Origin of the sequence: Haladaptatus sp. AB618 (assembly GCF_024136965.1) — an archaeon.
Classification (GTDB): Archaea; Halobacteriota; Halobacteria; order Halobacteriales; family Haladaptataceae; genus Haladaptatus.
This window is the reverse complement of the sequence record NZ_JAMYJX010000004.1, coordinates 350,240-362,353: the sequence shown is the minus strand read 5'-3', so window position 1 is coordinate 362,353 and position 12,114 is coordinate 350,240. Positions and strand designations below refer to the sequence as shown.

General features: G+C 63.5%; 10 protein-coding genes. 3 read left to right on the top strand and 7 right to left on the bottom strand.

Annotation, left to right across the window (positions count from 1 at the left end; all coding sequences use genetic code 11):
- Nucleotides 1–126 precede the first annotated feature (126 nt).
- Genes NKF26_RS14975 through NKF26_RS14965 form a run of 3 tightly spaced genes read left to right on the top strand, consistent with a single transcriptional unit; the run spans nucleotide 127 to nucleotide 4,729 of the window.
- The gene (locus NKF26_RS14975; RefSeq protein WP_253225885.1) at nucleotides 127–1,563 is read left to right on the top strand and encodes a PKD domain-containing protein; all 1,437 of its coding nucleotides are present in this window, start codon (nucleotides 127–129) and stop codon (nucleotides 1,561–1,563) included.
- A gap of 12 nt (nucleotides 1,564–1,575) precedes the next feature.
- Entirely contained in the window at nucleotides 1,576–3,309 is a 1,734-nt protein-coding gene (locus NKF26_RS14970) for a glycosyl hydrolase family 18 protein (RefSeq protein WP_253225884.1), read from the top strand.
- A gap of 40 nt (nucleotides 3,310–3,349) precedes the next feature.
- Complete coding sequence (locus tag NKF26_RS14965) at nucleotides 3,350–4,729, top strand: PKD domain-containing protein (protein WP_253225883.1); 1,380 nt, start codon at nucleotides 3,350–3,352, stop codon at nucleotides 4,727–4,729.
- 90 nt (nucleotides 4,730–4,819) lie between these two features.
- On the opposite strand, the gene NKF26_RS14960 is transcribed toward NKF26_RS14965, so the two are convergent.
- The 7 genes from NKF26_RS14960 to NKF26_RS14930 form a co-directional block, all read right to left on the bottom strand.
- On the bottom strand, nucleotides 4,820–6,268 hold the full coding sequence (locus NKF26_RS14960) for a M81 family metallopeptidase (RefSeq protein WP_253225882.1): 1,449 nt from the start codon (nucleotides 6,266–6,268) through the stop codon (nucleotides 4,820–4,822).
- Nucleotides 6,269–6,326: 58 nt separating this feature from the next.
- Nucleotides 6,327–6,566, bottom strand: a complete 240-nt coding sequence (locus tag NKF26_RS14955; RefSeq protein ID WP_253225881.1) for a hypothetical protein — start codon at nucleotides 6,564–6,566, stop codon at nucleotides 6,327–6,329.
- Nucleotides 6,563–7,453 (bottom strand): carbohydrate ABC transporter permease, encoded by an 891-nt coding sequence (locus NKF26_RS14950; RefSeq protein WP_369682153.1) that lies wholly within the window; start codon nucleotides 7,451–7,453, stop codon nucleotides 6,563–6,565. Before NKF26_RS14950 ends, NKF26_RS14955 begins: the two co-directional genes overlap by 4 nt.
- Entirely contained in the window at nucleotides 7,434–8,372 is a 939-nt protein-coding gene (locus NKF26_RS14945; RefSeq protein ID WP_253225879.1) for a carbohydrate ABC transporter permease, read from the bottom strand. The genes NKF26_RS14950 and NKF26_RS14945 overlap by 20 nt, the downstream gene beginning before the upstream one ends.
- 2 nt (nucleotides 8,373–8,374) lie before the next feature.
- The gene (locus NKF26_RS14940) at nucleotides 8,375–9,646 is read right to left on the bottom strand and encodes an extracellular solute-binding protein (RefSeq protein WP_253225878.1); all 1,272 of its coding nucleotides are present in this window, start codon (nucleotides 9,644–9,646) and stop codon (nucleotides 8,375–8,377) included.
- A 141-nt stretch (nucleotides 9,647–9,787) separates the two neighbouring features.
- Entirely contained in the window at nucleotides 9,788–10,924 is a 1,137-nt protein-coding gene (locus NKF26_RS14935) for an ABC transporter ATP-binding protein (protein ID WP_253225877.1), read from the bottom strand.
- Between the two features lie 43 nt (nucleotides 10,925–10,967).
- Nucleotides 10,968–12,035 carry a Gfo/Idh/MocA family protein gene (locus NKF26_RS14930; protein ID WP_253225876.1) on the bottom strand — a complete coding sequence of 356 codons (1,068 nt, stop codon included), beginning with the start codon at nucleotides 12,033–12,035 and terminating at the stop codon, nucleotides 10,968–10,970.
- Nucleotides 12,036–12,114: the final 79 nt, after the last annotated feature.

Here is a 12,114-nt window from a genome sequence, read left to right as displayed (position 1 = left end):
TAGTTCAGAAAACAAAGCGGTTAGAGCGTACTCGGGGGCGATAGCCAGCGGCTTTGGAGACGAACGGGCGTCGCAGATGAGCGGGACCGCTGGTCGTCGCCTCCATCGCGGTTCAGTCGAGAAACCATGAAATACACTCGCAGACGACTACTGAGGGATGCATCGGCACTTTCGGCACTGGCGATAGGAGCAAGCGGGCTCGGGTCGGCGGCCGACTGTAGCGGCTATTCGGCGTGGCAATCGGACGTCGCGTACACGGACGGCGACCGGGTGGTGTACGACGGCGCACTGTGGGAGGCACAGTGGTGGACCCAGGCGAACGAACCGGAGACGAGCGACTCCGTCTGGGTGAAGGTCGGTCCGTGCGACGGCAGCGGGGGCGACGGTGGCGACGGTGGAGGCGGGGACGGCAACACTGCGCCGACCGCCTCGTTCAGCGCGTCCTCGCTGTTCCCCGCTCCGGGCGAGTCGGTGAGCTTCGACGCGAGCGACTCCTCGGATTCGGACGGGTCGGTGGCGTCCTACGACTGGACGTTCGGCGACGGCGCGTCCGGGTCGGGTGGGTCGGTAAGCCACTCGTACGGGTCGGACGGGGATTACACCGTGACGCTGACCGTCACCGACGACGACGGGGAGACGGGAACCGCCACCCGGACGATATCGGTCGGAACGACGAGTTCGAGCGGGAGTACGGCGTTCGCGCCGTACAACGACATGAGCGTCGAGTCCGGAACCACGCTGACGGACATCTACGGGCAGGCGAACAACGACACCGTCACGGCGGCGTTCGTCCTCTCGGACGGCAGCGGTAACGCCGCGTGGGGCGGTTCGGTCAACAAGCTCGTCGGCGAAGCGGGATACGGGTCGGAAATTCAGTCGTATCAGGACGCGGGCGGCACGGTCATCGTCTCGTTCGGCGGCGCGATGGGGACGATGATAGCGCAGGATACCACCGACGTTTCGAAGATACGATCGGAGTACGAGAAGGTGATGGACACCTACGGCGTCACGCATCTCGATTTCGACATCGAGTCGGTGAACACGGACGCGGTCGACCGGCGCAATCAGGCGCTAAGTCGACTCCAGTCGGATCGACCGGATCTCAGCGTGTCCTACACGCTCCGCTGTAAAACGACCGGGCTGACCAGCCACGGGAAGGACATCCTGAACAACGCGGTGAGTCACGGCGTGGACGTCGACATCGTCAACATCATGACGATGGATTACGGCTGGGTCGAACCGAGCGCGAGCACCATCGAGGATTCGGCCAACGGCACGCACGACGACATCGTGGAGATATTCTCCGGGGTGTCGTCCGACGAAGCGTGGGGAATGCTCGGCATCACGCCGATGATCGGAGCCAACGACGCCGGTGGTACCCATCACTTGGACGACGCACAGCAGGTCGCCTCGTTCGTCGTGGAGAAGGGCATCGGACGCGTGGCGTTCTGGTCCATCGACCGCGACAACGGCGGCTGTCCCGACGGGACGGTGTCGGCCACGTGTAGCGGAATCGCACAGGACCCGTACGAGTTCTCGAACATCTACAATCAGGTGCAGTGAGGAGGGAAAATCATGGATCACTCACGACGGGACCTCCTGCGGAAGGTGTTGGCCACCCCTGCCCTCGCGTACGGTATCAGCGGCGTCGCATCGGCCGCGGACTGTAGCGGCTATTCAGCGTGGGAGTCGGATACGGCGTACACCGACGGTGACCGGGTCGTCTACGACGATGCGCTCTGGGAAGCCCAGTGGTGGACCCAAGCGAACGAACCGGAGACGAGCGATTCGGTTTGGGTCAAAGTCGGCCCGTGCGACGGGAGCGGCGGCGATGGCGGCGACGGCGGAAGTGGAAACGACTCCCCGACCGCCTCGTTCACCGTGACTCCGTCGGTGCCCGCGCCGGGAGACGAAGTCACGTTCGACGCGTCGGGGTCGTCCGATTCCGACGGCACCATCGCATCCTACGACTGGGACTTCACGAACGACGGCACCGACGACGCGTCGGGCGAAACCGTCACGCACACGTTCGACTCGGCGGGGACCTACGCGGTCGCGCTGACGGTCACCGACGACGGCGGCGCGAGCGCGTCGGCGACGACGAACGTTTCCGTCGGCTCCGAACCGACGGACGAGTTCAAGATCATCGGCTACTATCCCGGTTGGAAGGCCACGCCGGAGTACGACTACTACCCCGAGGACGTGCCGTGGGACAAGGTCACCGACGTGCAGTACGCGTTCCTCGGCGTGGACGCCGAGAACGCGGTGCCGACCATCATGAAGGACCGAGACGAGCAGAACCTGGAGAAATTCAACGAACTGAAGTCGGGAGCGGCGGCCGACACCCGCGTGAAGATATCCGTCGGCGGGTGGGCCAACTCCGAAGGGTTCAGCCAGATAGCGGCGAGTGCGGACAAGCGGACGACGTTCGCCGACCGCTGTGTGGAGATCATCCGGCAGTATAATCTGGACGGCGTGGACATCGACTGGGAACACCCCGGGAGCCAACAGGGCAAGTGCCAGTGCGGCAGCAACGACGACTACGTCAACCAGATCGACTTCCTGCAGGCGCTCCGGGATGCGTTGGATACCGCAGGACAGGAAGACGGGAAGCGATACTGGCTGTCGGTCGCGAACGGCGGTTCGGACTGGAACGCCGGTGGCCTCCGACACGATCGGATCGGCGACGTCTGTGATTACACGTGCATCATGGCCTACGACTTCACGGGGTCGTGGATGGACTCCGTGGGGCAGAACGCGCCGCTGTACGGCGACGGCCACCCGACCGACAACACCCAGTACGGCGAGACGTACGACACGCAGTACTACGTCGAGTACGCCGTGGACACGCTGTGGGCCGGGGACCCCGACGAGACGGGCTACTGGCCCGGTCAGTGGAAGTATCCGCCGTCGCCACCGGCCGACCACGGAGAACTGGTGCTCGGGTTGCCGTTCTACGGCCGCGGCTTCAACGGTACGGAACTGTACGGCAGTTATCAGGGCCTCCCGGCGGGAACGTGGGACGACTCGGAAAGCGGCGGTGCCGACATGACCGGGGCGTTCGACTTCGGCGACCTGGAGGAGAACTACGAGGGCGAGTCGGGTTGGACGAAGCAGTATCACGACCCCGGCGCGGTCCCGTACATCGTCAACGAAGAGGAGGAGACGATCATCAGCTACGACGACGAGCAGTCCATCGCCGAAAAAGTCCAATTCGCAAAGGACCGCGGCATGGGGGGAGTGATGTTCTGGGAACTCGCACAGGACTGGAACGAGACGCTCCTCGACACCATCGTGGCGAACGTATAGCGCGAAGAGTAAAACGAAGAACGAACACGACAACACGATCATGAAATACACACGACGCAACGTACTACGCGACGTATCGGCACTGACAGCACTGGGACTCGGCGCGAGCGGCCTCGCGGCGGCGGCGGACTGCAGCGGCTATCCGGACTGGCGCTCGGACACCTCGTACACGGACGGCGACCGGGTCGTGTACGACGGGGCGCTCTGGGAAGCCCAGTGGTGGACGCAAGCCAACGAACCGGAACCGAGCGATTCGGTCTGGGTGAAGGTCGGACCCTGCGACGGGAGCGGTGGCGGCAACGCGGCTCCGACGGCAACGTTCAGCACTTCATCGTCGTCCGTCTCGCCGGGCGAGTCGGTGAGCTTCGACGCGAGTGGCTCCTCGGATTCCGACGGAAGCATCGCGTCCTACTCGTGGGCATTCGGCGACGGCACCAGCGCGAGCGGGCAAACGACCACACACAGCTACGGCAACGCCGGTAGCTACACCGTCACGCTGACCGTGACCGACGACGCCGGGGCGACCGGGTCGGCCAGCAGTACCGTCTCGGTCGGCGATTCGGGGGGCGGCACCACAAAGGATGACGACGCGTTCGCCCCGTACGAGGGGACGTGGGGCGACGTCGTCGGGGACACGACCGGCGCGAACACCGACCGCATCGTCGTGTCGTTCCTCGGCGACGGGACGTCCGGCGACGGCGTGAACCCCGGCTGGCTCACGTCGAGCGGACAGCGCCCGGTGTCGGACTTCTCGGACGAGATTTCGACGCTCCAGAACCAGGGTATCGACGTGTGGGTCTCCATCGGCGGCTGGGACGGCCGCGTGGTCGCCCGCGACGCGACGGACGCCACCGAACTGAAGGAGGCCTACGCGGGTATCCTCGACACGTTGGGCGTCACCCACCTCGACATCGACGACGAGAACGCGGACGAATCCGGACGCGACGGGAGCGTCTACCAACTCCGCAACGAGGCGCTGGCGATGCTCCAGTCAGAACGGCCCGAGGTGACGGTCAGCTACACCGTTCCGGCGGGACAGAACGGCATCGAGAACCGGAACTACGCTCCCGCGCGGGACATGGTCTCGGATGCAATCCAGCAGGGCGTCGAACTGGAGTACGTGAACATCATGACGATGGACTTCAACCCGACGACGGCGGACATCGTGGCGTCGGCGGGGCAGGGAACCGTCGATTGGCTCGCGGGAATCTACCCGAACAAGTCCGAAGCCGAACGGTGGGAGATGCTCGGCGTGACGCCGAACGTGGCCGAATCAGGGTTCACGACCGACACCGCCCAGCAGGTTCTCGATTGGGCCGAGAGCAAGGACATCGGCCTGCTGAGCTTCTGGGCGCTGCACAAATCGAACGCGGCGGCGTACGCCGACGTGTTCCACCAGTTCGAGGACGACGAGGACTGAGCGGGGAAGAGCGAAAGAGCGGATAGGCGAGCGAAAACGAACAGGGAGAGAAAGAGCGGACGACAGAGCGAGAACGGCCCGCGAAGCGGGTCAGTTCGCGCCGTTTTTCGATTCCCACTCCACGTCCTCGTCCAGCGGGAACGTCGGACGCGGGATGTCTTCGTACGGCAGATCGGTGAGCAACTGGTTCGTGTCGCCGGGCGTGAGCGCGAACAGTTCCCGCGCCGCGACGGCTTTCCACGCGGGACTCAAGTAACCGCTTTTCAGGACGACGCAGTCGTAGTCGTCCGGGGCGGCGTCGAAGCGGTGGAGGAACGTGGGGTCGCGGTGCAGGTTCGTCCGCGTGTCAGCCACGACCACGTCCACGCCGCCGTCGAGCGAAACGAGGGCGGTTCCGCCTCCGTCAAATTCGACCAGTTTCGACACGGTTCCGTCCGCCGTGAGCGGCGTGTTTTCGGGAACGTTCCGGCCGAGGTCGAGTCGGACTGATCGGCCTTCGCCAGCGGTGTAGCATTGCTCGTAGCTCGCATCGTCCGCGACGACGGCGAACAGCGACGGTCCGAGGTCCGAGCGCTCGCGCATCTTCGACAGGACGTTCGTCGTGTCCTCGGACGCGCCCGCGCCGGGGATATCGCCCGTGTCGGAGATCACGACCGGTCGGCGTCGGTCGTGCGTTGCCGATTCGAGGGCGACGGACGGGTCGTAGGCGTCGGTCGAGAAGTCGAACTCGCGGCGTTTCAGCCAGAACGCCCGTGCGAGTTCGACCGCCGTCTCCGCGACGGTTTCGGGCGCGGCGGCGTCGCCGGTCACGAGCGCGTGGCAGCCAGCGTTCGGGGAGTCGGCCCACGGAAACCCAAGGAAGAAGTTCGCGTCGTGGATGCCGTCCCGCTCGTCGGCGTCGCGGAGCGCCGCGACAAGCGAGCGCATCGGTTCGAATTCCGATTCGGACTGCTCCCCGGCGAGGAGCATCGGCAGCCGTTCCCAGCCGAGCGTGAGCGAGGCGTCCCCGCGCAGGTCGGCGAGAAGGAGGTTCGCGGCCCGCGTTCCAGTCTCCGTGACGTCGGTGTGCGGCGCGGTGCGATATCCCGCGACACCGTCGAGGTTGGAGACCATTCGCTCGGTGATGGTGGCGTGCATGTCGAGCGCCGCCGTGATCGGAACGTCCTCGCCGACCACCGCGCGGACCGCTTCGAGCAGCGCGCCCTCGGGGTCGGGTTCCCCCTCGACGTACATCGACCCGTGCAGGTCGAGACAGACGCCGTCCACGGGTTCGCCGTCGAGTCTGGAGACGAGTTCGTACCGCATCCACTCGAACGCGCTCGCCTCGACGGTCGGGGCAGGAAGCGCGCTCGCGCCCACCGTCGGGAGGATATCGACGCCCGCGCGTTCGAGTTCGTCCACGATGCCGCGAATCGAGCGGCCGACGTGCTCCGTCGTCAGGAGGTCGGCACCCGTCGTGGTCGAGAACGTTTCGAGTCCGGTCCGCCCGTCCGCGAACGTGTTCGTTTCGTGGCTGATGGCACCGACGGCAACTTGCATGTTCCCAATCTCTCGGGAAGCCTCTTGAGTGATACCCCTAGAATAAAAAGCGGTCAGGTCAGTGCGGCCACGGCCGCCACGGCCAGAAGAACGCGAGAAACGCCATTCCGAGCAGGAGGAACCCGCCCACCTTCATCAACGGCCCCGCGTCCATCTCGTCGCGGACGAACGAGAGATACAGCAGTCCCACCGCGGCGACGAAGAAGACGAGCGCGCCGCCGACTACCGGTTCGTTGCGCCCGGAGTAGCCGAGACGCAACAGGACGGTGAACAGGGGGGCGGCGGAAAGGGTGGTCATCCCTTCCCTCCGGTCAGCGCGATTCCCTCCATGAAGGTACGCTGTGCGAGCAGGTAGGCCGCGATGACGGGCAGCGCGGCGAGCACGACCGCCGCGAGGAGCTGACCCCACTGTGAGCTGTACTTACCCGTAAGCAGGCCGATGCCGACCTGAAGCGGGTACATCGCCGAATCGTTGAGGATGACCAGCGGCCACAGGAACGCGCCCCAGACGAAGATGAACGTGAACACGCCCAGCGACGACAGGGCGGGTTTCGCCAGCGGCAACATGACCCGCGTGTAGATCTGAATCGTGCTACAGCCGTCCATTCTGGCCGCCTCGATGAGCGAGTCGGGGACGCCGAGGAAGAACTGTCGCATCATGAACGTCCCGAACGGGTTGGCGACGTACAGCACGATGATGGCCCAGTAGGTGTTCGACCAGTTGAGGGCGTTCATCTCCAAATACAGCGGGACGAGCACGACCTGCGGCGGGATGACGAGCGTCCCGATGACCAGCGTGTAGACGAACGATTTCCCCTTGAAATCACCCTTCGCCAGCGCGTAGCCCGCGAGCGTGTCGAGCAATAGGGTGAAAAACACCACGCCGACCGTCAGGACGAGGCTGTTGAGCACCCAACGGTCGAGCGGGTTCTGCAGCCAGACGTTCACGTAGTTGGCGAACGTCGGATGCGACGGGATGATTTGGTGAATCGTCGTGAATATCTTGTTCTCGGGTTTCAGCGACGTGAGAAACGCCCAGAGGAACGGAATCGTCATGATGGCGCTCATGACGATGAGGATGCCGTGGGCGACCCATTTCGCGAGCTTGTCGTACCGCGAACCCTCGTACTCGACGCTCGGCTGGTCGTCCTCGAAGTCGAGGTCCTTAGTAGCCAACGTCGTCACCCCACGTGCGCTGTTGGAGAACGCTCAACCCGAACACCAGGAGGAACAACACGACCGCGATGGCGCTCGCATAGCCCATCTCGAACTGCTGGAAGCCGGTCTGCCAGAAGTAGTAGACGATGGTGTAGGTGGAGTGGACGGGGCCGCCGTTGGTCATCACGTACACCTGCGTGTAAACGCGGAACGAGAAGACGAGCGTCACGACGAACACGAAGAACGTCGTCGGCTTCAGCAGCGGCAGGGTGACGTAGCGGAACCGCTCCCAGCGGTTCGCGCCGTCGATGATGGCCGCCTCGTACAGGTCGTCCGGGATTCCCTTCAGCCCGGCGAGGAAGATGACCATGTTGAACCCGATGTGCTTCCAGATGCTCATGAGGGCGATGGACGCCAGCGCCGTCTTGGAACTCTGGAGCCACGAAAGCTGCGGGAGACCGATGGTCCCCAACATCGTGTTCAACAGCCCGTACTGCGGGTTGTAGATCCACGACCAGATGAGCGAGACGACGACCCACGAGGTCACGACCGGGAGGAAGATGGCCGCCGAGTAGAACTTCGTCCCGCGCATGTTCATGTTCAACAGCAGCGCCAACCCAAGCGCGATGGGAACGTCGAAGACGAGGAGGGCCAGACTGTAGCCAGCGGTGTTTATCAGCGCGTCCCAGAATATCGGGTCTTGCACCAGCCGAACGTAGTTATCGATCCCGACGAACGGATGGGATCGAGCCAACGGCTCCCACTGATGAAGGCTCACGTAAAACGCACCGAGGAACGGGATCAGCAGGACGGCGGCGAAGATGAACACCTTCGGGAGGACGATGGCGTACCACGATAGGTCCGTATCGGCGTTGCCGACGGTGAAGCCGGAAACGACTCCGCTGAGACGCTCCCGAACGCCCGTGGTTCCCTGAGATTGTGACATGGTTAGAGGAGTTTGTTGATGTCGCTAGCGGCCTTGTCGAGTGCCTTTTTCGGGTCCGTTCCCTGCCACATCGCCTGTGCCTGCTTGTGGACGGAATCCCACATCTTCGACACGTCGGGGTGGCTCGGGAAGGGAACGGTGTTCTCCATCTCCTGTTCAACGGGTTTCAACTTCGGGTTGTTGTCGATGAAGTTCTTGAACTCGTCCGAATCGTAGGCCTCCTTCCGCCCCGGGAACCCACCCATCGATTTGGTGACCTTCTTTTGAACCTCCATGGAGTTCACGTAGTTCAGCCATTCGAGGCCGACTTCCTTGTCCGCGCCGCCGCGGTTCGGAACGGTGTAGAACACGCCCGCGCTCCACGTGTGGCTTTTATCGATCTTCGGACCGCTGGGGTACGGAATGTACTGCCAGTCGAGACCGCTCTTGCGCAGTCGCGGGTAGTTCCACGACCCGGCGAAACACATCGCCACTTCCCCGGCGAGGAAGTCCTCGATTGCTTGGCTACTGCCGGAGTTTCGGGTGATGACGGTTTCGTCCTCGACGACCTTCGGCTGAAGGTATTTCGCCGCTTGGACCGCCGCGTCGTCGTTGATTATCGCCTTCGTCCCGTCGTCGTTGAGGTAACCGCTCCCGTTCGAGAGCGCGAAGCAGTCGAAGCCCTCACCGGCGGACATGGAGAACGCCGCCTTGTTCTTCTTGCCCAACTCGTCGATCCACGAACCGAACTCGTCCCAACTCGGACGGTGGGTCGGTTCGGGAACCTCCAAGCCCGCCTCCTTGAACTTCTTCTTGTTTATCGCCACCAGACGACAGTCGGCGTACCACGGGACCGCCCACAGGTTGCCGTCGTAGCTTGCGTTGCGTCGTGCGGCCGAGACGTAGTCGTCCGGGTTGAAACCGTTCTTTTCGAGGTTGAGTGCGACGCCCTTGTCGGCGAACCGCGGCACCCACAGGACGGACAACGCGAGGCTGTCCGGCGCGTTACCTGCGGGAATCGCGGTCGTCGCCTTGGCGAGGTAGTTCTCGAACGGGTAGTACTCCCAACTGAGGTCGGATATCTTGTCGCTCTGCTTCGCGAGGGCTTTCGCCTGCTTTTTGCGAATCGGCGAAAGCCCGGGGTCGTTCCACGCCCACAGCGTTCCGGACTTTGCGCCGCCGTCGCCGTCACCGGAACTGCCGGGCATCATGCCTGAACAACCGGCGAGGCTTGCTGCGCCGACCGAACCGGTCAGAGTGAGAACGTTACGTCGAGTGAGGTTTCTGTTGCTCATACCGCTCTGACCGAAGAACGATGCTACTCCGTAATAAATATTTGCCATGGGGTACCAAATACCATTCCAATCTAGCCAGTAATCGGAGGGAAGTCGAGACGATCCGAGTGTTTTACCCGGAGTCGAGTTGTTTTTCGGAAATTATGCGCGAGCGTCGACGTTGGTGTCGGTCGCGGTCGAGACGCTCCTCGTCTTGACGGTTTCGCCGGTGTCGGGGTCGAAGAGGTGTATCTTGTCCTCGGGGAAATCGATGGTGAGCGTCGTTCCGGATTCCACCATCCGCTCCCCGGAAAGCGTCACCGTACACGTCTGGTCGCCGATATCGACGTAGGCGTACGTGAGCTCGCCCATCGGCTCGGTCACCGAGACGGTCGTCGAAATCGCTCCCGGCTCGTCGGCCGGGACGGTTTCGATACTCTCCGGGCGGATACCGAGCGTCATCCGTCCCTCGTAGCCGACGAGTTGCTCGCGCGCCTTCGGCGAGAGGTCGTACCGGAACGTGTCGTGGACGAGTGCGCCGTCGACGTAGTCGACCTCGAAGAAGTTCATCGAGGGGGAGCCGATGAACCCGGCGACGAACCGATTCGCGGGTTCGTAGTAACATTCGAGCGGCGTTCCGAGCTGCTGGAGTTTCCCGTCGTTCAGGATGGCGATCCGGTCGCCCATCGTCATCGCTTCCGTCTGGTCGTGGGTCACGTAGATGGTCGTGATGTTCAGGTCCTGCTGAAGGTTCTGTAGCTCCGTCCGCATCGTCGTCCGGAGCTTCGCGTCCAAGTTCGAGAGCGGTTCGTCCATCAGGAACACCTCCGGTTCACGGACGATGGCGCGGCCGAGCGCGACGCGCTGTTGTTGCCCGCCGGAGAGTTCGCCCGGTTTCTTTTCGAGTATCTCCTCGATGCCCATCATCTCGGCGACGTCATCGACCCGACGTTCGATTTCGTCGGCCCCCATGTCGGTGGACATCTTGAGACCGAATCCGATGTTCTTGCGCGCGGTGAGGTGCGGGTACAGCGCGTAGTTCTGGAACACCATCGCGATGTCGCGCTCGGTGGGGGGTTTGTTCGTGATATCGGTTTCGTTCAACAGGATGTTGCCGCCAGTCGGCGATTCGAGTCCGGCGATACAGCGAAGCGTCGTCGATTTGCCGCACCCCGACGGACCGACAAAGATGAGGAACTCCCCGTCGTCGATGTCGATATTCAGATCCTCGACCGCGACGATCGACCGGTCCCCGTCGAGAAACTCCTTCCGGAGGTTGCGTATGTCTAACTTACCCATACTGAGGCACTACTGATGGCCTTTGTAACCAGCCGTAATAAATTCATAGGGTGGTACCGGCGTTCGAAACGTCGACGGCCGTCTCGACCGTTGTACGGACCTTTTCACCCGTTTCCGCCGCCTCGCGGGCGGCGAGCGTCACGTCGAGCGTCGCAGCGGCGTCGTCGAAGTCCGAACGGATATCGACCGATTCCGCGTCGTTCGTCCGTCGTTCGCCGCGATCGGTCGCCGACGCACGAAGGAACGCCTCGAACTCCCGTCGGTACCACTCCCCGTCGCCGTCGAACGCCACGGGTTCGCCATCGACGGTCCCCGTGAGCGAGTGATCCATGTAATCCAGTTCGAGGACGGCGTCTTCGGCCGCGATACGCACCTCGAACCGTGGTGTCGGCGACGCACAGGTCGACGAGACGTGCGAGACGGCACCGGAATAGTGGTCAAGCGTGACCGAGGTCGCGTCCTGAAAGTCGACGGTCCCGACGAGCAAGCCGTCGGTTCCGCTGCCCGTCGCCGCCACGACGTCGCCCGCCAGATATCGGTGGAGGTCGTAGACGTGGGTGGATTGTTCGACGATCTGTCCGCCGGAGTAGCGCCGTTCCCGCCACCAATCGGATTCGGGAACCGGGACCCAGTAGGTGCTGTCGATATGGCCGATTCGCCGACCGTCGAGGAGTTCCCGTGCGTGCTCCGTAATCCGTGCGTATCGACAGACGTAGCCGACGTGCGAGAGGCCCTCGCTGTCCGCTAGACGTCGGGCCGTCTCGCGTGCGTCCCCCATCGAGAGGGCCACGGGTTTCTCGATGAACAGGTCGAGGTCCCGGTCGGCGGCGGCCTGCTCGTACTCGCCGTGGGCGAACGGCGGAACGGCGATGACGAGCGCGTCGAGCGGTTCCGACTCGATCAGTTCGACGCCGTCGGTGTACACGGTCGCTCCTCGTGGACCGGCGGCGGCGCGCGCCGTTTCTCCGTCGATGTCCGCTATCGCCGCCAGTTCGATATCGCACGGCGCTCCGTCTTCCCCGACCGTCCCCGACTCGACCACCGCGTCGAGCGTTTCCAGGTGGATCGACGCGATGCCACCGGCACCGATGAATCCGACACTGTGTGTCATGTGCCACCGTGTCTGGTGCGGGGTGTGTTAAAGTTAACTTCGATAAAACAACACCAAGACCGGCACAAACGTATAAATC